This window comes from Candidatus Kuenenia stuttgartiensis (genome assembly GCF_900232105.1).
GTDB lineage: Bacteria > Planctomycetota > Brocadiia > Brocadiales > Brocadiaceae > Kuenenia > Kuenenia stuttgartiensis_A.
Map to the genome: position 1 here is coordinate 2,839,743 of NZ_LT934425.1, position 24,099 is coordinate 2,863,841.

Consider the following 24,099-nt stretch of genomic DNA (forward strand, 5'->3'; position numbering starts at 1 on the left):
GATTGAGGACTGTGGATTTTCTATTATGCCGTTTAACAACAATCTGTCATTCCGACTATTCCCATTCAATTGTGCTCGGAGGTTTTGTGCTTATGTCATATACCACACGGTTAACGCCCTTCACCTCATTTATAATCCGATGAGAAATACTTCCGAGCGTTTCATTGGGAATGCGGTACCAGTCTGCAGTCATAAAATCTGTTGTTTCTACCGCACGAACAGCAATCACATTTTCATAACTCCTCTCATCACCCATAACCCCAACGGTACTTAACGGCAGGAGCACCGCAAAACACTGAGCAATTTTATTGTATAAGCCCGCTTTGCATATCTCCTCAATGACTATTTTATCTGCCTTACGCAAGACTTCTAAACGCTGTCCGCTAATTTCTCCTATTATCCGGATAGCCAAACCAGGCCCTGGGAATGGATGGCGTCCGACCAATTCTTTCGGAAGCCCCAGTTCTTCACCTATTTTCCTTACTTCATCCTTAAACAAAAATCGTAATGGCTCAACCAGTTCAAACCCTAATTCTTCAGGCAATCCGCCGACGTTGTGATGGCTTTTTATAGTGACTGTCGGGCCGCCATGTGCAGGTATGCTTTCTATAACATCAGGATACAATGTGCCCTGGGCGAGAAATTGTACATCGCTTATCTTTTGCGCCTCATTTTTAAATACCTTTATAAATTCATGACCAATAATTTTACGCTTTTTTTCCGGGTCTGATACACCCTTTAATTTCCCCAGAAATCGGTCCTGCGCCCGAACCACATGGAGGTCTGCTGAAAAATTTTCTTTAAATGTTTTAACTACCTCTTCTGCCTCAAAATTTCTTAACAGTCCGTTATCAACAAAAATACACGAAAGACGATTGCCAATTGCCTTGTGAATAAGCGCTGCAGTTACCGCGGAATCAACCCCGCCGGACAAGCCACAAACGACGCGCCCGTTTCCCACTTGTCTATTTATGTCATTCACCGATTTTTCAATAAAGGAATCCATCTTCCAGTTTCCCGAGCAATGGCATATTTCGTAGAGGAAATTCCTTATGATCTGACTGCCATTTGGCGTATGTGTCACTTCCGGATGAAATTGTACCCCATAGAAATCCCTATTCTTATGCTTTACTGCCGTATAAGGACAATTTTTTGTGTGTGCAAGCGACTCAAATTCCGCCGGTAATTCAGTAACGATATCGCCATGACTCATCCATACCGTGATCTCTTGTGGAAGGGTTTTTAAAAATCTGTTTTCACCGCTGATGGCACATAAAGTACGCCCATATTCTCTTGCAGCGCTAGGGCTTACTTTTGAGCCAAGCATCATACATCCCAATTGCATGCCATAGCAAATGCCCAAAACAGGCACTCCTAGTTTCATTATTTCCTCATCACATCCCGGTGCATTTTTTGAATATACACTGGCAGGTCCGCCGCTGAGTATAATGCCTTTTGGTTTTATCTTTTTTATTTGTTCTGCAGTAATAAGGTGTGATACTATTTCGCTGTACACATGGTTTTCTCTTACGCGTCTGGCAATAAGCTGCGCGTACTGAGATCCAAAATCAAGGATTAAAACTTTTTCAATGTTATTTTCGAGCATTTCTTTTCCTAATCAGACATATTTTTATACGGCCTGTTTTTAAAAACATGGCTTTATTCAGTGCAAAATAAAACCATGCCTACGTTGGTTTAAAATACTAAAACAGAATCATTTGAAAATGGCAACAGAAAATATTCCTTATAAAATACCGGAAAACGAAGCGTCCGTTTTTTATCCGCCTATCGGAGACGCCCCGGAATTGACGCGAGACAATATGCGGGAAATACAGCATTATGCCTTTAAAATAACTGATATCACTTTTCAGACATTACGGAATGAAACCCGCTTGGAATTATTAAACATCGCAACACAATACACAAAAAAAATCTTTTCGTTCCTACCGCACAAATCCAGCGAAACAACTAGCCACACGGTAAATGATAGCGGAAAAAATGCCGCTGAACAATTATACGAAAGTTTTTTGCCTGTTGAACCAATAATCTCACATCGTTACTGTCCTGAAAGTATACCAATAATACTCACCGGACATGAACCCATTTTCTATCATCCAGGGATATGGATAAAAAACCATCTCGCATATTATTTGGCAGAGAAATTAAAAGGTATAAGCATAAATCTTATTGTGGACAGTGATTCATGTAAGGCTGGTTTTGTGTATGTGCCGTGTTTCTCCGAAGAATCAGCATCTATTCAGAAAGTATCATTTGTTGAGGGGAAAGAAACTCAGGCTTATGAAGAAATTTCGCTTGAAAGGATAGAGGTGATAGAACGCTTTAAAGATAAAGTTGATGCATTGCTCCGGAAAAACAATCACGACGACGTAAAAAATACCGTTAAAGATATGCAAATCATGTTTGATTGTTTTATGTATCAAATACGGCATGCGTATCAGCAAGGCTGCAAGGACATGACGGGATTGTTTACGGCGGCAAGAAAGGGTCTTGAAAACGCCTTTGGCATTAAAAATCTTGAAATCCCTGTTTCGCTGATGTGTAACACGAAAGGGTTCTACTCTTTTTTCCTGCACATTTTGTACAATGCAAAACAATTTACAGAAATTCATAACGAAAAATTAAATGATTATCGAAACACTCATGCCATTTCCTCTAAAGCAAATCCGGTTCCCGACCTGGAAATACATGATACCTTGGTGGAACTGCCCTTTTGGATATGGGAAAAAGGCGGCGCACGTAATAAATGTTATGCACGATATGATGCCGGTTCCATAATAGTAACAAATGGCAATCAAATGGAATTGGCATTAAAGAAAGATGAAGATCCGCAGAAAATCATCTCCAGACTCAGGTCGTTGGCGTCGCATCCTTTCCACCCTATTAAATTGCGGCCCAGGGCGATTACCCTAACGATGTTTTCCCGATTATTCCTGTCTGATGTATTTATCCATGGAATCGGCGGATCAAGGTACGATGTGATAACAAATGGCATCATGAAAGATTTCTTTCATATAAACCCGCCAAAATATATTACGACAACAACCACATTATTTCTACCTGTCAAAACACATGATATTGACGCGAAAACATTCCCTGCTTTACAAAAAGAGCTGAACGATATGCGTACCAATCCCGAAAGACATGCTTCGGGAAAAACAAGGCAACATCCCCTGTTTTTAAAAATGGTGGAGGAAAAACGTGCATTGATAGAGAGGATGAGGGGAAGCGACAAGGAGAAACGAAGTCAGTTATTCCATCAAATCAAAAAATTGAATGCGTCTATGTTTAAACAAATAACTAATGAGTTCGGGAACAGACAAAAAAAACTAGCGGCTATTAAAGAGAAAAAGGCCTACAACAAGGTGGTAAAATGCAGGGAATATCCAATAGGTATATTTCCTTTTAATGCCTTGCATGACCACTTTGCAAATGTCTTTTCCGAAAGTAAAAATAAAGATAAACAATCGTGATAACGGCTATGACCGTGCCAATGATGATAAGATTTGTTTTCAAGGCAAGCACGGCATAAAACGCCTCCTTTTTATCTATTTTTATCAAAAGCACCCAGTGGACATCCCTGAGGTTTTCAAGGGGGGTATAGGCGTTGAGTACGGGGATATTGCGATAATCTTTTATGATTTTTATATCCGTATGCCCCGCAAGTGCTTCTTTCGTTGCTTGTGTGTCAATTTCCAGTTTTAAAATAGTGTTTTGTTTCAAAAACCTTGACTTTGACCGCATGAAGTTGTCATCACCAACCACATAAATCTCCCCGGTTTCCCCTAATCCATCCCTTTGCAATAAAATAGGATCAATCTTTGAAAAAGGTATTTCAACCATCACCAACCCTAAAAGAGTATTAGAAGCATCATACACAGGGGCAGCCCCCAGAAAGACAAAATCTTTTGATTCCTCACTCCATGTCAAATCAGAAAATTTAATATTATTTAAACCTTCTTTAAACACTTCTCCAATGGTAAATGAGCTATAAACGCCTGTTTTTAAATTTGTACCGAGGTATTCATTGCGCTTTATCCCGAAAACAACATTTCCGTCTTTATCAACAAGAAAAATGTTTTGATAACCGAACCGTCTTTGGTAATGTTCTAAAAGAGGTCCGTAATAGGTATCGACCTGTTTGTATGAGGCAGAATCTAAACCTGCAGATCTAAATGCATTGGAGAATCGGGGTAAACTTTGTTCTACGAGGGGGTTTTTGGAAAGGATATGCACGTCTCCGTATTTTTCATAAAAGAAGTTTTGAATCTGCACCTTTTTTATCTCTCGTACTGAGATCAAATGGTTCTTCACCTCGCTTTCCAATGCGGGGATAAGTGTCCGATACGTCAATGGCCCCATAATTACCAAAAATGTGAAAAAAGCAATACTCGATGCGACTAATATCCTGTACATTTTATCTTTACCATTTCAAAATTAAATTATAGATACGATTTCTCATGTAAAAAAAATAGACTTCCGCATGATACTAATAAATTTTGTTTTGTCAAGTTTATTGATTGAGTTAGGGGAGGAGGGTAGACAATCTACAATCCACAATCTGTCGGTTGCCGGTTTCGCCGGGGCAAATGATTTCGACCATACACACTATCACGCATTTCGATATGTCTCAATGAAAAATGCTACATCCTTTTCATTTCCACCAATAATTTCGATGGTAAAATGCGTAATGTGATTTTTTTTAAGAAGAGAAATGATTTTTTCCATATCCATATCATAGTCAGTAGAAAAATGCGAATGGGTATCTCCCATTGGCGCTTTGAAATTCCAATCGAGTGGCGTTTGATTTGTATTTAAATGCACCCCCATAACACTACATTGCGTACATATCTCGTTAATTCCCTCGTAAAAATCAAATTTATTTAAAATCGCTGATGCCCATAGGTGGCCGACGTCCAGCCAGATTGGGCAATCAAGATATTTTAAATGCTCCGGTGTTTGATTTCCATTCCCAAGCCCGGGAAAATCATTCTCAATGCACAGGATGTAGGCCGGGAAATGGCTTCTTAGCCTCTCCATATTTATTTTCACCCCTTTTTGGTAGCCCTGAAACTCTTCCGTAGCTAAATATTCCGGATTCATTACACGGGTATTGTGTAAAAGGTATTTACTGTCTATTGCCTCGCGCAATACATTCCCATAGTTGGCAGGATCATTTTTAATTGGTTTTGTGGTCATGAAAAATCCATGCAGCACGGCAATAGTGCTGTTCAACTCTTCAAGAATATTTGCCGTGTTTTCAAAATCCTCAACAATACGCTCAAAATTATCTCCTGCCAGATTTATGAAATGTTGAGAAAATAATGGGGCATGAACGGTATACTTTACATTATATCCCTTAATTTTGTTATACAACTCCCTTGAAATGGTATTATGAATTTGAATACCAAATTCAAACCCTTGTGATTCAACCATTTCCTTACAATTTGTTACCTTTGCAAACACCTCTGTGTCTTTGAAACACATGGTACTCATCTCTATCAATACCGTCATTATAAAAACATTCCTTTCTGAACAATATCAGGACACAATACGGGGAAAATTTTTCCACACCGTTTTCTTTAATATATATTCACATTAAAATAAAATCACTTACCCATTTGGGCGAAGCGTTTGCTGCATATAGTTATAACTCGTTCAACAAAACGGAGTTGTCGGGTATGTAGCATTTTAAGTCCTTATCTTCTACGCAGGCAAATGCTTCACCCCTATTATTTTAAAGGCACTATATTTGCTAAAAATTCTTATGCCTCATACGAAAACATTCTTTAAAGAAGGTTTATCATGATACAGAGTACAGAAATTTCGACGATCAGTACCCAGGTCAATTCTGGTTTCACCACAGATGCTGCCAAAGGTACTGACAATTCTTTGTTCCGGGATATTATTAACCATGAATTAAAAAGCCAGGCATCCCAAACGACGTCACATTCCGCCACTCAAACTATAGAAACCGGCAAACCAGCTTTATCGCAGTTAGAGCGTAATAGTTTTGCCATTCAAACAGCCTCTGAAAACATAAAAAAAGGAAAAACCTCACCATCGTTTATAGAACAGCTAATAATGTACAAAGAAGACCAACTGTTATCAAAACCCGGCGGGGACTCTTTTGCGCTTAATAAAGAAACAAATACAATAGATTATGACTTAAATCAATCTCAATTTAGTAAAAGAGTAGGAAAAGACCTGAAAGATGCCGGCGAAAATATTATTAACATTTTTAAAGACGTAGGCGCCGGCGCGCCATTTAAGTATGTTGATAGCAATGGTTCCATTCAGGCGGGGGGAAAAGTCGGTTTTTTCGGCACAATAATAAATTTCTTTAAAGATATTGCCAGCGGATTCACCCTTGGCAAATACACCCCGGAAGGGGAAAGTTCCCCTACAAATGCACTCGACGCAACAAAACACTTTTTCAAAAAGATATTTGTTGATGCTGTTTTCAAAGACATTGTAGTAGGCGTGCCAAGGAGCGCAATACATGTCAGCGAGAATGCACTGTTTGCAGGTATAAATTTATTGGAAACTATTCCGGACGCCACCATTGGCAATTTTAAGGCCGGACGGACAGTGACTACTGAAATCTTTGACGATATGCAGGTGTTCGTTGATTTTGTAACCGATGTAGTCCCTATGGGTGAAGCAAATTCCCGGACGCATGCCTTTGCGCTGAATGAGGGTCTCAGGGGGCTTCCTTTTATCCGTAACATTACCAAACAGGCGCCGGAACCAAATGATGAGAGGTGGAAATATGTGCGAAATACCCCATTCAGAAAATCAATTGAATCGCTTGCAACAATAATCCCCATACGCATGTGAAACAGGGGGGGGCGATTTACGAATTACGATTTGGGATTTGAATCGCACCTTGTAAACCTACGCTGGCGATACCAGCACCAAGCGAGATATAAAAAATACGAACTTCCAGCTTGAGGGTAAAATGCCAGAAGCAGTCATCATGTTGCATTTGCAACACCCAGAAACGATGAAAATGGTTTTATAGCCATATAGTGTTGTAGTATCTGTACTTAAACTATTTTTTGTAGTCTTATTTTCGAGCCGGGATGCTTGTGTTACAATGTACCATTAGTTAACCAAAAATCGGGAATGCTCCTGTTCAAACCATGTCACCCGCTGGCGGGTGTGCAGAGGGTGGACTGGATTTCTCCATCGATTCAACTACCCCCTTTATTATGAAAACAAATTTGACCCTCTTTCCCACGCTCCGCAGACGGGTCAAATGGACAATTTTATCCTAATTTTACGACAGGCATTCTCCACTTTAATGGGAAAACAGCACTAAATAGGGTCAAAAACAGGCATAATGCGGGGAGTTGCCCCATAAGCGCTAACTTGTTTTAGGTATGCTCGAAGTATTTTGATATCTGTGTTTTTCGGATTCTTGTATTTTCTGCTAAAGAACAAGCAATGTCATTCCAGCACTTAAGAACTTCCTGTAATGATAACGCTGGTTCTATAGCCCGTTTTACTTGATTAAGCATAAAAGCAAATTCACGCCATTTGCTTTTAGTCTTCTTGCTTGACAATGAAGTATCCCCAGGGGGAAAAAGACGTAGCAAAATCTATTAGTTTTTCTGTCAAAAGAGCAACGAATAGTTTGCCATAAAGCCAAGCTTTTGAGCTATCATCATCGTATTTAGGTAAGTGTCCAAATTGTGCTATTTGTTTAAATCTTTTAAAGACCAGTTCAATTTGCCATCGAACTCGATACCATTCTAAGATATCAAAAGCGGTAAATTGATTTTCAGGAAACGTTGTGAATACTATTACGTACTTGGCATAAATAAGGGTCTCCGGTTTTAGTTCAATGCCCTTTTTGCTTGCATGTCTTTTAAGTTTTTTATGAGCTATTTTAATGGCTTCTTCTGTTTTGTGTATTATACAAAGACGACCTTTGACATATTCAGTATTATCAACGTTTGGAATAAAAACGTTCCATGATTTTATAGCAAGGGGTCTTTTTAAATATTGGATTTCTTTCAATAAAGGAAAGGGTTTCTTTTCTTCGCCGAATATCCGTAGAGATTGCGAATTAACTCTAACGCTAAGATAAGCGCCTTTCCTTGTTGCATGATGAATTCCTTGGCCAGTACAGTAACCTCTGTCAGCTATAATATAATCATCTTTTTTCATCGGAAACTGCCGAAAAGATTCTCCTGTGCCTTCTCCTTCAGTTCCCGTAAGTTTAAAGAAATCGCAAGATAATGAAGGAACCTCAATACTATAATGAATGCGCCAAAGACTTCCTGTTTTCCCAGGTTCCTTTACTGTTGTTGCATCAAATAAGCGAAGATGAAAATTATTCCGTTTATTAATTTGGAGGCCACGCTCACGGAATAAAGATAAACATAATTTATATAGCCATTCTTTGCTCTTTTTTAATCGCTTTAATAAGGCAACATCGGATAAATCTGCTAAGTTAGCACGCTTGGCTCGAACTACTGTTTCACGCAATGAATAGCCACATCCTAAATGAATTAATAATGTTCGAAGAAGCTTTTCTTCAGATTTATCCTTGCGCAAGCCTTTTAAAGCATTTGTATCAACGGCTAAACTTTTCCAATCGTTTGGGAAGAAAGTTCTTAGAAGATCCCAATCTTCTCTCATCATGGCTTTATCCTCCTATAGAGTGATTAGCGGGATAATTAACATAAAAATACCATGATGAATAAAATTTGTCAATAAAACAAGTTAGCGCTTATGGGGAGTTGCCCCCATTTTTGAGACAACAAAGTTCATTTGACCCAGTCTGAGAGCGTAGAAATTAGAAGAAAAACTTATGGCTATTCATGTTATAAACCTCCCAGATTTCCTCCGTAGACAATTCCACCCCCTTAATCCCCCGCCAACGGGGGACAGGCTTGCCACACACCCTTGCAGCTTTCATGCCCTTGTGGGGTTGATCTGGGTGTATTCCCGGTTCTGCCATGTTTTAATGAAACATACAGTAGTATTAACCCCTGGCAGCGTTGTTTTGCCCCAATCACACAAAAGGTTACAAAAAATCGGGAATGCTCCTCTTTCAAAATTTTGATTCATCTTTCAATTGCAACCATCAGTATGCTTTTGTCCCGCATGGTTTTAAATTCCTGCTTTGCCCTGCTATGATAACATCATTAATTTTTTATTGACATATAACACTGTTTTTTAAATAATGTGTTAATTGTTTAATAATTATTTTTTATTAGGACTGTTTTTTTATTAGGATTTACTATTTGTCATGCAAACGGTAGAAAAACTTACGGACACATTAAAGAATAACAGGCTTAAAATTACACCGCAAAGATTGATGATTTTCAAAGTATTGGAGAATAACACCTCTCATCCCTCTGCCGAGGAGATTTACAAAAAAGTCAAAAAGGTGTATCCGTCCGTATCTTTTACCACAATTTACAAAACCCTGGAAACGCTAAGGGATCTTGGTGAAATAAAGGAACTCACCATTGATAAAGACCGCAAGCATTATGATCCTGATATTAGTGTTCACCATCATTTTATTTGTTCTGATTGCAGGGAGATATATGACATTCACGAAGCTTTTACCGCCAATATAAAACTTGATGATTCATTAAGAAAAGATTTCTCTGTTTCCGGCTTTCAGATATCTTTCTTCGGCGTTTGCAGTAAATGCAGCAATAGCGACCGTTTTTGAAGCAATTCATCTCTCCGGTAACTTCCCTGAAATTATGAACAGGCATTTCAATATTTTTGTAGAGACGCATTGCATGCGTCGCTACATTAACATCAATAACAGAATAAAGTTGCTGTCAAACCCACCCAAATTCATTTTTTTGCTCATTTCGCACGGTTGAATGGTGTTCTCTCCGTTCCATTTTATACATCTACCGCCAGGATTGCCTTTCTCTTTCCTCACTGAATGTTTCGCTGGCGCGTATAAATTCACAAAAGAGTGCTTTTTTGTGTGAGGAACTATTGCACAGACGCTCCGGATGCCATTGCACCCCCAACAAAAACGGATGGTCTCTGCCTTCAATGGCTTCAATGATTCCGTCAGGTGCACGGGCAGAAACAATTAAACCGCTGCCCGTTTTTTTTATAGCCTGATGATGTGCGCTGTTCACCTCAATGTGTTCTTCTCCCACAACCTTATGGAGCAAGGTATTTTTTTTTATGGTGACAGTATGTGTCTGTTTTTTACCGGTTAGCCTATGATTACAACATTTGGTGTTCTGGCTGGGAATATCCTGAATAAGGGCGCCCCCGCAAACAACATTTATCAACTGAATGCCATAGCATATAGCAAAAACGGGGATCTTTAATTGAAGGGCATGATGTAAAAGGGCAATATCTGAAACTTCTTTGTCAGGATGGATGCATGTCGTGTTTTTATGCCTTGTTTCACCGTACAATTCAGGGGAAATATCATCCCCGCCGGTAAGAAGAAGTCCGTGCATTTTTTCTAAAAGAGAAACAACCTCCTCTTTTTCTCTCGGCACAGGCAATAAAACAGGTATGCCTCCCCCCATGATTATCGCATCGCAATACTCTCTGTATACAAAAGAATGAGGCCGGGTTTTTTCCCAGCGATAATCACAATTTACCGCAATGATTGGCTTCATAACCTTAAGCAACTATCGTAAAGGTTTTGACGAAACAGCAAGGCTCGTTTTTATAGTAATGGGATTAAGGAGAGGGGCATTATAGGCGGGAAACATACGTTGGATGATACAGCGGGAATATTCCTGAAGTGGTTGGAGTATTAATAATGATGGCCGAAATACATTAAACGAAATAAGTTTTCTTTTTTCGCGTACGTTTGTCTCTTATTCATTTTTTACAATATATACCGGCTAAGATCTTCGTCTTTGACAATTGCCTGCAATTTATCATTAACATACTTATCGTCAATAATCACTTCCTTACCCCCTTCCATATCAGGTGCATCAAAGGAGGCGTCCTCCAGCAGTTTTTCCAAAACAGTATGCAGCCTCCTTGCTCCAATGTTCTGAGTACGTTTATTTACCTGCACGGCAATTTCCGTAATAGTTTCAATGGCTTCCTTTTTAAAATGAACCTTTATCCCTTCTGTCTCAAGAAGTGATTTATATTGTTTGAGTAACGCATTTTTTGGCTCTGTTAAAATACGTAAAAACTCTTCCTTCCCCAAATCTTCCAGTTCAACACGAATAGGGAATCTCCCCTGCAGCTCAGGAATTAAATCCGAAGGTTTTGAGACATGAAACGCTCCTGCTGCAACAAAAAGAATACGGTCTGTTTTGACAATTCCGTATCGGGTATTAACGGTGGTGCCCTCTACAATCGGCAAGAGGTCTCTTTGCACCCCTTCGCGGGACACATCAGGGCCTCTGCTTGTTTCGCGCCCCGCAATTTTATCAATTTCATCAAGGAAAATAATCCCAAACTGTTCTGTCCTGCGAATCGCCTCCTGTATTGCCTTTTCCTTATCAATAAGTTTTTCCGCTTCTTCCTGTATTAAAATCCTCTTTGCCTCGGCAACCGGCGCCTTTCTGACCTGTGCCCGCGGCGGGATCATTTTTTCCATCATGTTCTGAAAATCTATCCCCATATCTTCCACACCGGCGACAAATCCCTGCAACACATATGACTTTTCATGTACGGTAAGCTCCACCGTGCGGTTAGCAAGAGCGCCATCCCGCAATTTTTTCCTGAGTTTTTCCCTTGTTTTTATCCGCTGGTCTTCTTTTGCCACCTCTTTTTCCTTATCCATTTTCTCAGAATTCTTTGGAGTCGGCGGCAATAGCAGGTCAAGAAGGCGTTCTTCCGCCAACTCTTCTGCTTTGCCCTGAACATCTTTCACCATCTCTGCCTTTACCATATTAACGCCAATTTCGGTAATATCGCGTATCATAGATTCAACATCACGTCCGTGATATCCAACCTCTGTGTACTTGGATGCTTCGATTTTAAGAAAGGGCGCCTTTACCATAGATGCCATGCGGCGTGCTATTTCAGTCTTTCCCACGCCGGTAGGCCCTATCATTATTATGTTTTTTGGTAAAATTTCTTCACGTAATTCCTCAGAAAGCTGATGCCTGCGCCAGCGGTTTCGTATCGCAATCGCCACGGCGCGCTTGGCGCTTTTCTGCCCAATAACATATTTATCAAGCTCCTCAACAATCTTTCGAGGCGTCAATTCCTCCACTTCTATACTTCCTCCACTTTGATATTTTTGTTGGTATAGACACAAATATCCGCCGCAATATTCAACGATTCCGCAACAATTTCTTTCACAGACAACGGAGTGTGTTTTGCCAAAGCGCGGGCAGCAGCAACCGCATACGAACCTCCCGATCCAATGCCAATGATACCGTCATCCGGTTCAATCACATCGCCGCTTCCGGAGATCAGAAAAGAATGCTGTTTATCTACCACCACCAGGAGGGACTCTAGTCTTCTTAATACCTTATCTGTTCTCCACTCCCTTGCCAGTTCATGTGCGCTCCGCAACACGTTACCCTGGTATTGTTCCAGCTTTGCATCAAAACGCTCCATAAGCGCGAAAGAATCCGCCGACGAACCGGCAAACCCGACCAGTACCTTATCATGATACAACCGTCGAATCTTTTTAGCATCATGCTTCACCACCGTGGCTTGCATAGTAACCTGCCCATCGCCGCCTATGGCAACATGTCCGCCCTTTCTCACTGATAAAATTGTTGTGGATGAAATAAACGGTTTCAAAATAAATTCCTCAATGTTTTACCCTAAAATAATTTAAGTTCAAATGGTATCAACAAAACTAAGAGTTATCAAGGGTTTTTCTCTTATGCGACACATTCCCCTTTGCCGGCATTTTACACATAAAAAATGATTGTATGATTTTGTAAAACTAAAGTGTTACATGATTTTTGAAAAGACTTTCGTACAGAATTTGTTATATAATGAAAAAGTTATTTTAAGGTTTTTATCTTTTATAAAGGAGGAGAGAATTATGCTTGCAAAAGATGTTATGAATAAGATAGTTGTTGCGGCAAAAAGAAACACCCTTGGCAGGGATTTAACGGTAAAACTTCTATCAGGCATGTATAGCGGAGTACCCGTGGTGGACGAAAAAGGAAGGGTTATTGGTGTTGTAAGCGAATTCGATCTTCTCAAAGTGATTCAGGCGGGAAAAAAACTGGAACAGGTAACGGCTGAAGAAATTATGACAAAAACCCCTGTATGCGTAAAAGAAGATTCCTCCATAGAGGAAATTATCGACCTTATGACAAAGCACAATATTATCAGGGTCCCAGTAGTAAGGAACGATATGCTTGTCGGGATTATTTCACGGTGCGATATCCTTAGCAGTATGGTAGAACCTGAGTTTGTAACCGTTTGCTACGAATAAGATTGTTCGCAATACACCAGACTCAGCAATCCGCAACCCAAAAAGTAGAGAAGCATGGCCATGCTTCTCTACTTATTTAAAAAAGTTTTTACAGGTAATACCATAGGAAGGCAAAATGGCTGAACAGACTATTAAATTTGATATTTCCGGCATGCATCGCGTTAACTGTGCCGCTACTATTGAGCGAAGGCTGCGTGAAGTAAAAGGTATTACATCGGTACGAGTAAATTTCTCCACGGCATCCTGCCTGGTCAGCTATGATACACATGCTATAAACAAAAGTAGTATCGCAAGATGCATAAAAAGCATTGGTTATACTGCAAAAGAAAGGATGCGAATGGACCAATCATCAAAAGGGTCCGTTCAGATAGCATGGCTGATTTATAGCATTGCAGCTTCCATTGTAATGATGGTAATCATGTATGTTCCTTTTCCAGGACTGGATAATAAGCACCTTTCCTTCCTGCAGATGGGAATCGCAACAATCACCATTCTTGGTTCCGGTATGGACTTTTTTATCAGCGCCTATAAATCCATTAAAAATCTTTTTGCCAACATGGATGTTCTCGTCTCCATAGGAGTTTTGTCTGCCTTTCTCTACAGCGTCTTTGCCGTTTTCGGCATTTTTGGCGCTTCAGGCCACGCATTTTTCGAAACATCCGTAATGCTGATTGCCTTCATCCGCATCGGAAAGTATCTGGAAGAACGCGCAAAAGGCAGGGCAGGCAAGGCGCTGCAAAAACTCATAACACTACAGGCAGACAAAGCGCATTTGTTGTCCCCTGAAGGAAAGGAAACGAAAGTAAACGCCTCCATACTTAAGGTGGGAGATACGGTTATTGTACGGCCCGGTGAAATTATTCCGGTGGATGGTGAAATAACAGAGGGAACGGCAACAATTGATGAATCCATGGTAACTGGCGAATCAATGCCGGTTGTAAAGAAAAAAGGCGACAGCGTTATTGGGTCAACCATTAACAAAACGGGAGTCCTCATTATAAAAACCTTGCGGGTAGGCGAGAAAACCGTTTTATCTCAGATTATTACTATGGTAGAAGACGCCCAGATGGACAAGGCTCCCATACAGCGGTTTGCGGATAAAGTGTCCAATGTCTTTGTTCCAATCGTTGTCGCTATTTCCATAATAACGTTTTTCTGCTGGTATCTCATATTTTATGACGTCACTCCCACCCTCCCTTTGTATGGGCTTTAAAAACGGCGGTAGCAGTCCTGGTAATAGCGTGTCCCTGCGCCCTTGGGCTTGCTACGCCAACTGCCATTATGGTGGGGAGCGGCATTGGACTCAACAATTCAATACTCATAAAAAAAGCCAGCGCCCTTGAACAGATTGCGCGTATAGACACTATCGTATTTGATAAAACAGGCACTATTACCGAAGGAAGGTTTGGGGTGACAAGCATCTTCCCGTCGGGAAAAATAAATGATAATGAACTGCTCACCCTCACCGCCGCAGGCTGCGCCTTTTCTAATCATCCCCTTTCCCTTTCAGTTGTTGACGAAGCAAAGGCAAGAAATTTTACATGGGATACAGTTCAGGACTTCGAAGAACGTGCCGGCAGCGGGATACTTTGCAAATACAGGGATAAAGCACTGATGATAGGCAATGAGTCGCTTATGACATCAAACAATATCAATATTGAAGACTTACGAAACAAAGCAGGGGAGTTGGAATATAGGGGAGAATCCATTCTCTACGTCTCTTACGACAATGTCTGCAAGGGCATGCTGGGGCTTGCGGATACAATAAAACAAAACGCAAAGGACGTGGTAGCGTCATTACAAAAAATGAATATACGTGCCGTAATGATTACAGGAGATAACGAGCCTGCGGCAAATGCCGTCTCTTCCGCGGTAAACATAAAAGAATACCATTCGAAAGTTTTGCCGGGAGAAAAAAGGGACATTGTAAAAAACTATCAGGAACGGGGAATGAAGGTGGGAATGGTAGGCGACGGCATAAATGATGCGCCGGCCCTGGCGCAGGCGGATGTAGGCATTGCCATTGGCGCGGGAACAGACGTTGCAAAGGAGGCAGGCGACATAATACTTATGAAAAATGATATTATGGACATTGTGCGGGCTATCCGGTTAGGGAAAAAAACACTGGCAAAGATACGGCAAAATTTGTTCTGGGCATTTTTTTATAACTCCATTGGAATCCCGGTTGCCGCCGGCGCCCTGTATCCTTTCTTTGGCATCAGCCTTAAACCTGAATATGCCGGACTTGCAATGGCGCTTTCTTCCGTATCCGTAGTAACAAACTCCCTGCTCTTAAAACGGATGTCCTTCCGCTGACGTGTATGATAAATCTTCCTGACCGCTTATTTTCGGAATATTTGCCAATGCTGACTGTTTCATAGCGAGGCGCAGCAGTAACCAGGAAAAGTTACTTAGTTCTGAATAATAAATACTGTTGTTTTTTTGACAAATTCGAAACTCGAATATCGAAATCCGAAAGAAATTCTAATATCAAATTAAAGAAATTAAAAACGAGGTTTGGAACATTTGAATTTGTAATTTTGAAATCGTTTCGGATTTCGTGCTTCGGACTTTGTCGTAAGCTCAATCGAACGATTTAGCAATCTTCAATAAACAAAAACCTACAAAAAAAGATGTTTTTACGGAGTAATATTATAGAGGCATAAGATCCCTTCCTGCTATTTTTGCCCCTAATTTCCACGATACCGAAGTCTGTCTTCTTTCCTTCTTTGTCAATTCCGTATACGCAGAAATCACATCTTCGCCCGATTTAATACAGGCGCATATCGCTTCCGCAGCAAAAAGCCCCGACGACAATGCACATGAAATCCCTTCTCCAAAGGCATTCAAAAACCCCGCGGCTTCCCCCACCAGAAGGATATTGCCCTTCCCCAGAGAAAAATTCCCCGAAGCGCACATAGTATTTCCCAGGCAGCTTGTCTTTCGCACCAATTTTTTCAATGCCAGCCCATGTTCTTTCTCCAACATTTCGTGAAATGCATTTAGACAAGGAAGGATTTTAGCCCCCTTTCTTACGGATGTGCCAAACACCTGCAAATCATCCTTTACACTGAACCATGCATACACTTCGCCATATTTTTGGTCAAGGAATCCATGATAAAAATATGGGTCTAAACTGGACTGCCCTTCATAATAATTTTGATATGCAATAAACCATTTCACATTACGCTCAAATGCTGGTGAAAGCATTGCCCTGATACAAGAAACACTTCCCTCGGCGCTTATCAAATACCTGCATTTTGCCTGGCGGATTTTATTTTCTCTGGCATCATAATAATGAACAACAACCGCATTCCCCTCCGTTTCAAACCCTTTAAACACAGCACAATCCATCACTTCTGCCCCGGAATTGCTGATAAGCCAGTAATCGTATTCCGAACGCCATACATTCGGCGCCCCCTCACTATCCTTTGAAAACGGCCAGTCTGAATAATTCCCAAGATCACTCCAGAACCTTACCCCTTTTAACAGCTTTGGCTGTACATAAACGGCATCGGGAATCCTGCCAAAATAGCGTTCGGTGATCTCCTGGGATTTTTTAAAAATAATGCCTGAACATATCTTATATCGGGGAAGTTTCTTTTTCTCCAATACCAGTACCCGGAGTCCCTCGCCGGTCAGCCTTTTTGCAGCAGCAGCGCCCGAAGGGCCTGAACCTACCACTACGGCATCATATATCGCATTCATCTTATACTCGCTTTCTCCAAATAAGTTTCCGGGAAACGATAGTTAACTTTTCCCATCAAAAAAACGTATTTGCCGGAACAGACTTTCAAAGGTAAAATGAAAACAGTTGTTTATCAATTATATATTACATTATGTACTGGCAATAATAAAAAACACTTTGGTTGCGGAATGTGCTTTTTATGGGGAATGTGCCCCTGATTTTCCATTTCTCCAAAAGTCTGAATTGTTACCATAGCATAGCAAAGCCGCAACCGAAAAGAGTTTAACCACAAAGGGCTTGGCGCGGCCTTTGGCCGCAACCAAATTCAAAATACGAATATCGAAATACGAAACAAATTCAAATGACAAAAAACCCAATGCTCCAAACTTTACGTAATCCTCATCTAATCAATGCCTTACGGTTATGCATTTTGAAAAACGAGCATAAAAAACAAGAAGTTGATGGATAGTAGTACAAAGAAAAACTTACAAAAAAAGAAGTTTTTACATGGTAATACCATATCTTACAACTCATTCCGGAGGGAACAAAAATGAAAAAGACGTTCCTTGTATATCGATTAGCGCTTATACCATTTATTTTATTTACATTCTGTAGCGTTATTAACAGTAAGGAGGCACATGCCATGCAGTCAATAAAAGGAAAAAAGGTTGTAATAATTATCGCAAAAAATAATTTCAGGGACGAAGAATTGCTGGAACCAAAGGCAATTCTGGAAAAAAACGGTGCGGCGGTAACAATCGCTTCTTCTTCATTAAAAGAATCAAAGGGGATGTTAGGGGCAAAAGTATCTCCGGATATCCTTTTTACGGATATCGCTGTTGGCGATTATGACGCAGTAATATTTGTGGGGGGGACAGGGTCAAGCGAATACTGGGACAACCCTACGGCGCATACGATTGCCAAAGAGGCAAACAAGGTAAACAAAATAGTGGGAGCAATTTGCATAGCGCCGGTGACGCTTGCAAAAGCCGGATTGCTTAAAGGGAAAAAAGCCACAACATATTCCTCCACCGTAAATGATATCAAATCCGAAGGGGCAAATTACACCGGCGAGGGCGTTGAAAGAGACGGGAATATAATAACGGCAGACGGACCTGCATCGGCAAAGAAGTTCGGCGAGGCCATTGTAAAGGCGCTTCAGAAATAAAAAATATATCCATTTAGGCGATTAGCGCCTCAACATCGACAAAATTTTGTCGATATATCAAAGCGTCTAAATACGAAAGTCGAATGTCGAAATTCGAAACAATACCGAAACTCAAAATTCAAATGTTCAAAACCAAGACCATGAGATGTGTCCGTTTGCTGTGGCCATAAAACCTGCCTGTTTCGTATTTCGTGCTTAGTATTTCGGATTTCCTTTTCGCAGCACTGTCTGCGAAAAGGTTTAGCACCTTATAAGTAATTTCTTTGCACTTTCTGGCAAATAAAGTAGGCCTTTGGTTGCTTTCTCAATGTAGAGCGACGAGCCTCGTCGCTCTACAACGGCAACTTTTAAAAAATCACAATCTGTGAACCCGTAATGTATAATGTAGAGACCCATTGAAGAAGGCTTTGGAAAAGGATTATTTGTAGTAATTTCAGCGGAAGCAACGAAATGAAAATATGTATGTGAAGGGCAGGGAGGAATATGTGGCCTTTTGTTTCCTTTAACAAATTAGTTGATTATATTAGCCAAAAGTCTTAAATTGTCGCAGAATATAAGGGATGCAAAACAGATAATGGCTTTTTCAGATAAGGAGAAACGAATATGAATCCGCTTTTACAACGTATTACCATCGATCAGGGTGTCTGCTTTGGCAAACCCTGCATTCGTGGCACTCGCATCTGGGTATCACTGATTCTTGATTTTCTGTCCAATGGGATGAGTATTGAGGAGATTCTTGCAGAATATCCTCAACTGACGGAGGAAGATGTTCGGGCTGCTCTTGCCTATGGAGCTGAGATGGCGCGAGAACGATATGTTGAAATACCAACCGGGACGACAGGATGAAGTTTAAATTAGATGAGAACTTTGGAACACGAACACAGGAAATTTTTCGTGCAGCGGGACATGACATTCAAACAGTCCGTAGTCAGGAACTCCAGGGGTGTTTGGATCGAAATCTCTATGAGGTATGCTGTAAGGAACAACGTTGTCTGATAACGCTGGACTTGGATTTTGCGGATGTAATCAGCTTTCCACCATGTTCAGCAAGTGGCATAGTTGTCATTCGTATTCCCCGGAATCCAGGTTTTGCTTTGCTGGAACAACTGGTCCTGCAATTTCTACAATTACTCACTCAAATGCCCGTAGAGAAGAAGCTTTGGATTGTCGAGGTCGGCCGAATTCGGATTCATCAGTCAGAAGCAGGAAAATGACTGTGATAATCAAATAAAGGCGGGGCGGGGGTTTTAACATTTGCCCGCCCCGCGTTGGAGCTTGAGCTTAGGCGCTGTAAATAAATTAACGTCTCACTTTGAAGCCTTGATTGCATGTTTCCAGAGCATGAAATTGATCTACTTGATACCTTTATTTATTTACAGTGCCTTACTTGCCTTTAAGTTCCTGGATGCGTTCTGCTGCTCCTGCGAGCTCTTTCTTCAGTTGGTCACTGTACTCTTCCAACATTTCCTGTTCCTCTTTTGTGGATATGAAACGTCGGAAGAAAGGACGACATCCACACCCGCAGCAGCCACAGCTACATCCCAAAACCCCCGTCATTCTTTGGCTTCCTCCTGGTTTGCAACACATTTTTCATCACCTCCTTCCTATAAAATTCGATATTGTGCTGACCACGTCAGCAAACATATAAAGATAGTAGTTAGGTATTTAAGCATATACTTAATTATAAAATTAAAAAAATTTACCTACTTCTTTGGGGTTGCTATTTCTTTAATCCTTTCATGGACAGTTCTGATTTCATTTTGCAATTCCTTCTCATATTTCCTGAGTAATTCTAAACTTGCTCCACTCAGTTCTTTCTCTTTGAATTTGCCGGTTTCTGAGCATCCACATGTACAAACTTCGTTTAAAATCTGTCGGCAATTTTCTAACGCCTCTTCATCTATGGAATACGGTATCCAGTATCCCTTTCTTTCACTCCTGACAAGACCTGACTGCTTCAATATTTTTAGATGTTGTGATACCGCGGCTGGTGTTATGCCAACCAGTTCTGCAATATTTTTGACGCCAAGCGGCCCCTTGGACTTCAGGAGATCAATTATTCTAACCCGTGTTTCCACGGCTAATACCTTAAAAATTTCGGAAGGTACTAACTTCATTTCTTTATGCTCCTATTCTGTTAAGTATTTTAGTAATAACTTAATTAAAATATTACAAAAGAGCGTGTTTGTCAAGCGCTTTTTTTACAGCAGCAATATTTTTATTTTGGATGCAGATACACGCAGATTATCAGGATTACATACAAAATTGCCAGTGTGTGTCTGAGAAAATCAGCGTCCTCTTTTGATGGAAATAAGTGCCTTTGAAGAAGGTTTCGGGAAGGGATTGTTTGTCATAATCGTTGCGAAGGTAATGAAATGAAATTCCTGTACGAATAAAATTTATTTTCTCGTGGCTGTTTTTGTCTGTCTTCTTTCACTCTCCTTTCGAACTTCTTCGCATGAACGTCGTACAACAGGGTAATTTCCGGAAATAAACATAAATAGCGAATCTGCCATTTTGGGGCGTGTGATGTAATAACAACGAAGCGCTCCATCCTCATAAAAATCAATTATCTTAAGCCTTCGCAATACCGAAAGATGTTGAGAGAGGTTGGACTGTTCAATGTCCAATAAATCCTGGATATCCGTTACACACTTAGCCCCTTCAGCAATCTCTTCCAATATCAACAATCTGGTTGGATGTCCCAGGATCTTTAAAATTTCCGCTTTGTCTCTTATATCTAATTTATTCATTTGTCATTCCTCTCTTTGTATATTTTACTTGATTGAAATATAATATGATAATATTCTAATACAATCAATAATATTTTCAGGGGTTAGTTTTTTTACATCTGGAGGTTCAAGGGATACTTCAGGTGGCGGTATTTTAACTCAGATAACTTGCTAAAATAAATGAAGAATGGCTTTAGATAAAAAGGGGGAAATTTATGAGTGAAACCATTTCCGATATTGGCGTATTTAAATCCCGGCTCCAGGCGACCTGGGCAGCAGGAAATTTCGGAGAGATTGCAAAATCGTATGAAGATGGCGCAGCAGAATTTGTTGATAGACTGAAGGTCACTCCCGGCCTTAGAGTACTTGATGTTGCATGCGGTACCGGTAATCTTACTTTGCCATGTGCGCGGGCCGGCGCATGTGTTACCGGAGTAGACATAGTTCCTAATCTCCTGGAACAAGGCAGAGATCGTGCGAAAACAGAGGGACTCCTGATCAAGCTTGATGAAGGCGATGTTGAAAACCTTCCCTATCCCGACCACACCTTTGATTTGGTGGTTACGATGTTTGGGGCAATGTTTGCCCCACACCCGGAAAAGACTGCGGCAGAGCTTGTCCGCGTATGCCGCCCTGGCGGACGTATCGCTATGGCCAACTGGGTGTCTTCCGGATTTATTGGACAGGTATTCAAGACGACCACCAGTCGTGTTCCTCCACCGCCGGGAGTGCCATCTCCACTTCTTTGGGGAGACGAAGCCACGGTGCGTGAACGCCTGCAGAAAGGCACATCAGCATTAGAGTTTGCTCGATGCATTATATCCTTTAAGTTCCCGTTTGCTCCTGCAGAAGTGGTCGAGTTTTGGAGGCAGTTTTATGGTCCGACACAGCGAGCGTTCGCTGCACTTGATGCCGATGGACAAGCCGCATTTCGCAAAGATCTCGAAGGGCTTTGGACCGCCCACAACAAAGGAAATAGAGGCTCCACTCTCGTTGAGTCGGAATACCTGGTGGTGGTGGCGCTCCGGACATGATCATTTCAACCGCTTGACAACCCTTTTTCTGCCGGGAATATTGCTAACATTGTGTCACTCGTAAAACTCTTCTTGGTTTTCCTGAAAGGTGAAGGCAATAAAATGAAACTGTGGTTATCTTTATTCTCTTTCTGTCTTATTATTTTTATCGCCTTGCATGACGTAGCCTATGCAGATATCGAACAGGTTGGCACTAATGCCCCTGATTTTACACTTCCCAATATCAAAGATAAAAAAAAGACCGAAGATATAAGTGATAAATACCTCAGAGCCCCTTTGCTTGGGTTAGACATGGATAGGGTTGCCGATGCACTTCAAGAGATAAAGCCAGAATCCAACTGGTTCCAGACGAAACCCGAATCAGATAGATACAAAACCATTTTTAGTATTGAATCTATAGCAACGGGTATTGACGTTGACTTCAAAGACGCTACTGCAAAAACTCAAGGCGCCTTTGATTATACGATGGGATTTCTCACACAGAGGATGCACAAGGAGTGGGAACCAACGTACACACTACCCCGGCCGTCGAATGTATTTTCCATCGAAGAAGGTGCGGCAATAACGACAAGGGCAAGGGCGGGTGTTTATGCAGATATGTCAGAGGACTGGACTGTAGGCCTGGAGGTTGATGCATATGGACTGGGAGGTGATGCCGGTACCGGAGATATATGGGGTGTTACCCTGCCGTATTTTTCCAATCCTTTTGCGGGACACTCGAATGACGTCTCACTCAACACGGCCTGGGCGCGGTACCAACCCTTAGATACCACTATGTCCGTAGGCGCCTTCACTCCGCTGCACGTGGGTGATTACGGAACCCAATCCGACCTTTTACGGACCAGACTATTTGCCCTTTTATGGAGTTAATGTTGTCAGGCGATTTTATAACCCCTTCGTTATTCCATCAACCCTGTACGAGGTATATTTTGCAGAATTACCGGAAGATTCAGATTCTACCAGTTGGGTGGGTGGATTCTACGTGGGAAGGGAATATGAAGATATGAAATTTGGTTTCAATTTTATGAGTCCGTTTAACAGGGGCGCATCAACATCTGAAACAGACTCACCCTTACAGGGTATGGTGGATGGTAATCCGGTACGATGGGAGTCTCCTTACAATAAAACAGGGAAACAGGACGCGTTTGTCCTCGGTGCAGAGTACTCGTATAATTTCCTGACGACCTATAAGGCATGGGTTGCCTATGCACATAGTATTTATCGACCGCAATGCGTTCTCTATCTGCCATGTCTTTTTCTCTAGTTGCCTATGCACATAGTATTTATCGACCTATCGGAAGCGATGGAATCGATGTTCATGGAAATCTGTTTAATACGGGCATCAGTGGCACAGTCGGGAGGGTAAGTTTTAACTTGGAAGGCATTTGGGTCGAACCGAAGTATGACCCCTTTGTGATAAAGATGGAAAGACCAGGCGATGTCCAATCTCCTGGTCTCTTTTATGAACTTCCCTATTTCACAACATATGCGGATAGTTGGCAACTCCACGACGCAAAGAAGTATCCGCAAAATAGAGAGGGAGTACGACTGCACCTTGACTATCCATTCCCTGGAATCCTTTCTTTTACAAGGCTTTTTGCAGACATGGATTACTTACGACAGATAGAAAGTTCAAAGGCAGGCAATGTTCAAGAGCCTGGTTTTATAGAGCCTTTCTTTGGTATCAGAACACAGGAAGGCACTGGAAAAAAGGGGAGTATATCTCACGGAGGAATAGGTGTTGCCTCTGATTTGCCTTACAATCATAAGGTCTCCCTGGTATATTCGCTGTATCAATACAGACGTAAAACGGATGATGCCAATAATATGGATTTTGATGTGAATGCTATTTCCCTGACATACGGGATCCCAATACTTTATCGGCTCAGGTCTAAGATGTATTTTAATGTAGGGAATACCTTCTTAGCAGTTGATGGTAAGGCACTGTAAATAAATAAAGGTATCAAGTAGATCAATTTCATGCTCTGGAAACATGCAATCAAGGCTTCAAAGTGAGACGTTAATTTATTTACAGCGCCTAAGTATTTCTCTGAATCGCATAATGCAGACTTCTTTCAATCAGC

General features: G+C 41.1%; 24 protein-coding genes. 13 read left to right on the forward strand and 11 right to left on the reverse strand.

Features of this window, described 5'->3' with window-relative positions:
• Positions 1-55: 55 nt before the first annotated feature.
• On the reverse strand, positions 56-1,606 hold the full coding sequence (guaA, locus tag KSMBR1_RS13215; protein ID WP_099325753.1) for a glutamine-hydrolyzing GMP synthase: 1,551 nt from the start codon (positions 1,604-1,606) through the stop codon (positions 56-58).
• A 118-nt stretch (positions 1,607-1,724) separates the two neighbouring features.
• Between guaA and KSMBR1_RS13220 the strand changes: the two genes are divergently transcribed.
• Positions 1,725-3,491, forward strand: a complete 1,767-nt coding sequence (locus KSMBR1_RS13220) for a hypothetical protein (RefSeq protein WP_099325754.1) — start codon at positions 1,725-1,727, stop codon at positions 3,489-3,491.
• Here KSMBR1_RS13220 and KSMBR1_RS13225 read toward each other — a convergent pair.
• Positions 3,424-4,434, reverse strand: a complete 1,011-nt coding sequence (locus KSMBR1_RS13225) for a cache domain-containing protein (RefSeq protein WP_099325755.1) — start codon at positions 4,432-4,434, stop codon at positions 3,424-3,426. The genes KSMBR1_RS13220 and KSMBR1_RS13225 overlap by 68 nt on opposite strands.
• Before the next feature lie 195 nt (positions 4,435-4,629).
• Complete coding sequence (locus KSMBR1_RS13230; protein WP_099325756.1) at positions 4,630-5,532, reverse strand: apurinic/apyrimidinic endonuclease family protein; 903 nt, start codon at positions 5,530-5,532, stop codon at positions 4,630-4,632.
• 291 nt (positions 5,533-5,823) lie between these two features.
• On the opposite strand from KSMBR1_RS13230, the gene KSMBR1_RS13235 reads away from it, so the two are divergent.
• Positions 5,824-6,858 carry a hypothetical protein gene (locus KSMBR1_RS13235; protein WP_099325757.1) on the forward strand — a complete coding sequence of 345 codons (1,035 nt, stop codon included), beginning with the start codon at positions 5,824-5,826 and terminating at the stop codon, positions 6,856-6,858.
• 708 nt (positions 6,859-7,566) lie between these two features.
• Here KSMBR1_RS13235 and KSMBR1_RS13240 read toward each other — a convergent pair.
• Positions 7,567-8,670, reverse strand: a complete 1,104-nt coding sequence (locus KSMBR1_RS13240; protein WP_099323638.1) for an IS4-like element ISCku3 family transposase — start codon at positions 8,668-8,670, stop codon at positions 7,567-7,569.
• A gap of 610 nt (positions 8,671-9,280) precedes the next feature.
• Here KSMBR1_RS13240 and KSMBR1_RS13250 point away from each other — a divergent pair.
• A complete protein-coding gene (locus tag KSMBR1_RS13250; protein ID WP_099325759.1) occupies positions 9,281-9,712 on the forward strand; it encodes a Fur family transcriptional regulator in 432 nt (143 codons plus the stop codon).
• Positions 9,713-9,902: 190 nt separating this feature from the next.
• On the opposite strand, the gene KSMBR1_RS13255 is transcribed toward KSMBR1_RS13250, so the two are convergent.
• The 3 genes from KSMBR1_RS13255 to hslV form a co-directional block, all read right to left on the reverse strand.
• A complete protein-coding gene (locus KSMBR1_RS13255; RefSeq protein WP_099325760.1) occupies positions 9,903-10,640 on the reverse strand; it encodes a gamma-glutamyl-gamma-aminobutyrate hydrolase family protein in 738 nt (245 codons plus the stop codon).
• Between the two features lie 215 nt (positions 10,641-10,855).
• Entirely contained in the window at positions 10,856-12,205 is a 1,350-nt protein-coding gene (hslU, locus tag KSMBR1_RS13260) for an ATP-dependent protease ATPase subunit HslU (RefSeq protein ID WP_099325761.1), read from the reverse strand.
• A gap of 2 nt (positions 12,206-12,207) precedes the next feature.
• Positions 12,208-12,747 carry an ATP-dependent protease subunit HslV gene (hslV, locus tag KSMBR1_RS13265; protein ID WP_164995774.1) on the reverse strand — a complete coding sequence of 180 codons (540 nt, stop codon included), beginning with the start codon at positions 12,745-12,747 and terminating at the stop codon, positions 12,208-12,210.
• Positions 12,748-12,994: 247 nt separating this feature from the next.
• On the opposite strand from hslV, the gene KSMBR1_RS13270 reads away from it, so the two are divergent.
• The 3 genes from KSMBR1_RS13270 (at position 12,995) to KSMBR1_RS22735 (ending at position 15,709) form a co-directional block, all read left to right on the forward strand.
• The gene (locus KSMBR1_RS13270; protein ID WP_099327063.1) at positions 12,995-13,393 is read left to right on the forward strand and encodes a CBS domain-containing protein; all 399 of its coding nucleotides are present in this window, start codon (positions 12,995-12,997) and stop codon (positions 13,391-13,393) included.
• A 115-nt stretch (positions 13,394-13,508) separates the two neighbouring features.
• Positions 13,509-14,606 carry a heavy metal translocating P-type ATPase gene (locus tag KSMBR1_RS22730; protein WP_099325763.1) on the forward strand — a complete coding sequence of 366 codons (1,098 nt, stop codon included), beginning with the start codon at positions 13,509-13,511 and terminating at the stop codon, positions 14,604-14,606.
• A gap of 23 nt (positions 14,607-14,629) precedes the next feature.
• Positions 14,630-15,709 carry a heavy metal translocating P-type ATPase gene (locus KSMBR1_RS22735; RefSeq protein WP_261341106.1) on the forward strand — a complete coding sequence of 360 codons (1,080 nt, stop codon included), beginning with the start codon at positions 14,630-14,632 and terminating at the stop codon, positions 15,707-15,709.
• 336 nt (positions 15,710-16,045) lie between these two features.
• Here KSMBR1_RS22735 and KSMBR1_RS13285 read toward each other — a convergent pair whose 3' ends face one another.
• A complete protein-coding gene (locus KSMBR1_RS13285; protein ID WP_099325765.1) occupies positions 16,046-17,101 on the reverse strand; it encodes an NAD(P)/FAD-dependent oxidoreductase in 1,056 nt (351 codons plus the stop codon).
• Between the two features lie 530 nt (positions 17,102-17,631).
• On the opposite strand from KSMBR1_RS13285, the gene KSMBR1_RS13295 reads away from it, so the two are divergent.
• The 3 genes from KSMBR1_RS13295 to KSMBR1_RS13305 all read left to right on the forward strand — a co-directional run bounded on the left by KSMBR1_RS13295 (position 17,632) and on the right by KSMBR1_RS13305 (position 19,463).
• Entirely contained in the window at positions 17,632-18,249 is a 618-nt protein-coding gene (locus KSMBR1_RS13295) for a DJ-1/PfpI family protein (RefSeq protein WP_197705202.1), read from the forward strand.
• Between the two features lie 603 nt (positions 18,250-18,852).
• Positions 18,853-19,095: a DUF433 domain-containing protein gene (locus KSMBR1_RS13300; RefSeq protein WP_099325767.1), complete on the forward strand. Its 243-nt coding sequence runs from the start codon at positions 18,853-18,855 to the stop codon at positions 19,093-19,095.
• Positions 19,092-19,463: a DUF5615 family PIN-like protein gene (locus KSMBR1_RS13305; protein ID WP_099325768.1), complete on the forward strand. Its 372-nt coding sequence runs from the start codon at positions 19,092-19,094 to the stop codon at positions 19,461-19,463. Before KSMBR1_RS13300 ends, KSMBR1_RS13305 begins: the two co-directional genes overlap by 4 nt.
• Positions 19,464-19,632: 169 nt before the next feature.
• On the opposite strand, the gene KSMBR1_RS21110 is transcribed toward KSMBR1_RS13305, so the two are convergent.
• The 3 genes from KSMBR1_RS21110 to KSMBR1_RS13315 all read right to left on the reverse strand — a co-directional run bounded on the left by KSMBR1_RS21110 (position 19,633) and on the right by KSMBR1_RS13315 (position 21,002).
• On the reverse strand, positions 19,633-19,836 hold the full coding sequence (locus tag KSMBR1_RS21110; RefSeq protein WP_164995473.1) for a hypothetical protein: 204 nt from the start codon (positions 19,834-19,836) through the stop codon (positions 19,633-19,635).
• 116 nt (positions 19,837-19,952) lie between these two features.
• The gene (locus tag KSMBR1_RS13310; protein WP_099325769.1) at positions 19,953-20,366 is read right to left on the reverse strand and encodes an ArsR/SmtB family transcription factor; all 414 of its coding nucleotides are present in this window, start codon (positions 20,364-20,366) and stop codon (positions 19,953-19,955) included.
• 282 nt (positions 20,367-20,648) lie between these two features.
• On the reverse strand, positions 20,649-21,002 hold the full coding sequence (locus KSMBR1_RS13315) for an ArsR/SmtB family transcription factor (protein WP_099325770.1): 354 nt from the start codon (positions 21,000-21,002) through the stop codon (positions 20,649-20,651).
• A gap of 194 nt (positions 21,003-21,196) precedes the next feature.
• On the opposite strand from KSMBR1_RS13315, the gene KSMBR1_RS13320 reads away from it, so the two are divergent.
• The 4 genes from KSMBR1_RS13320 (at position 21,197) to KSMBR1_RS13335 (ending at position 23,965) form a co-directional block, all read left to right on the forward strand.
• On the forward strand, positions 21,197-22,015 hold the full coding sequence (locus tag KSMBR1_RS13320) for a class I SAM-dependent methyltransferase (RefSeq protein WP_099325771.1): 819 nt from the start codon (positions 21,197-21,199) through the stop codon (positions 22,013-22,015).
• Positions 22,016-22,117: 102 nt separating this feature from the next.
• On the forward strand, positions 22,118-22,885 hold the full coding sequence (locus KSMBR1_RS13325) for a hypothetical protein (protein ID WP_157820603.1): 768 nt from the start codon (positions 22,118-22,120) through the stop codon (positions 22,883-22,885).
• Positions 22,866-23,279: a hypothetical protein gene (locus KSMBR1_RS13330; protein ID WP_099325773.1), complete on the forward strand. Its 414-nt coding sequence runs from the start codon at positions 22,866-22,868 to the stop codon at positions 23,277-23,279. Before KSMBR1_RS13325 ends, KSMBR1_RS13330 begins: the two co-directional genes overlap by 20 nt.
• Positions 23,264-23,965, forward strand: a complete 702-nt coding sequence (locus tag KSMBR1_RS13335; RefSeq protein WP_099325774.1) for a hypothetical protein — start codon at positions 23,264-23,266, stop codon at positions 23,963-23,965. The genes KSMBR1_RS13330 and KSMBR1_RS13335 overlap by 16 nt, the downstream gene beginning before the upstream one ends.
• Positions 23,966-24,099 lie beyond the last annotated feature (134 nt).

Coding starts and splice junctions, on each gene's coding strand:
- KSMBR1_RS13235 (WP_099325757.1), top strand. CDS start 5,824: ATGATACAGAGTACAGAAATTTCGACGATCAGTACCCAGGTCAATTCT.
- KSMBR1_RS13250 (WP_099325759.1), top strand. CDS start 9,281: ATGCAAACGGTAGAAAAACTTACGGACACATTAAAGAATAACAGGCTT.
- KSMBR1_RS13310 (WP_099325769.1), bottom strand. CDS start 20,366: ATGAAGTTAGTACCTTCCGAAATTTTTAAGGTATTAGCCGTGGAAACA.
- KSMBR1_RS13305 (WP_099325768.1), top strand. CDS start 19,092: ATGAAGTTTAAATTAGATGAGAACTTTGGAACACGAACACAGGAAATT.
- KSMBR1_RS13270 (WP_099327063.1), top strand. CDS start 12,995: ATGCTTGCAAAAGATGTTATGAATAAGATAGTTGTTGCGGCAAAAAGA.
- KSMBR1_RS13300 (WP_099325767.1), top strand. CDS start 18,853: ATGAATCCGCTTTTACAACGTATTACCATCGATCAGGGTGTCTGCTTT.
- guaA (WP_099325753.1), bottom strand. CDS start 1,606: ATGCTCGAAAATAACATTGAAAAAGTTTTAATCCTTGATTTTGGATCT.
- KSMBR1_RS13240 (WP_099323638.1), bottom strand. CDS start 8,670: ATGATGAGAGAAGATTGGGATCTTCTAAGAACTTTCTTCCCAAACGAT.
- KSMBR1_RS22730 (WP_099325763.1), top strand. CDS start 13,509: ATGGCTGAACAGACTATTAAATTTGATATTTCCGGCATGCATCGCGTT.
- KSMBR1_RS13335 (WP_099325774.1), top strand. CDS start 23,264: ATGTCTTTTTCTCTAGTTGCCTATGCACATAGTATTTATCGACCTATC.
- KSMBR1_RS13325 (WP_157820603.1), top strand. CDS start 22,118: ATGAAACTGTGGTTATCTTTATTCTCTTTCTGTCTTATTATTTTTATC.
- KSMBR1_RS13225 (WP_099325755.1), bottom strand. CDS start 4,434: ATGTACAGGATATTAGTCGCATCGAGTATTGCTTTTTTCACATTTTTG.
- KSMBR1_RS13230 (WP_099325756.1), bottom strand. CDS start 5,532: ATGACGGTATTGATAGAGATGAGTACCATGTGTTTCAAAGACACAGAG.
- KSMBR1_RS13320 (WP_099325771.1), top strand. CDS start 21,197: ATGAGTGAAACCATTTCCGATATTGGCGTATTTAAATCCCGGCTCCAG.
- KSMBR1_RS13285 (WP_099325765.1), bottom strand. CDS start 17,101: ATGAATGCGATATATGATGCCGTAGTGGTAGGTTCAGGCCCTTCGGGC.
- KSMBR1_RS21110 (WP_164995473.1), bottom strand. CDS start 19,836: ATGTGTTGCAAACCAGGAGGAAGCCAAAGAATGACGGGGGTTTTGGGA.
- KSMBR1_RS13295 (WP_197705202.1), top strand. CDS start 17,632: ATGAAAAAGACGTTCCTTGTATATCGATTAGCGCTTATACCATTTATT.
- KSMBR1_RS13220 (WP_099325754.1), top strand. CDS start 1,725: ATGGCAACAGAAAATATTCCTTATAAAATACCGGAAAACGAAGCGTCC.
- KSMBR1_RS13255 (WP_099325760.1), bottom strand. CDS start 10,640: ATGAAGCCAATCATTGCGGTAAATTGTGATTATCGCTGGGAAAAAACC.
- KSMBR1_RS13315 (WP_099325770.1), bottom strand. CDS start 21,002: ATGAATAAATTAGATATAAGAGACAAAGCGGAAATTTTAAAGATCCTG.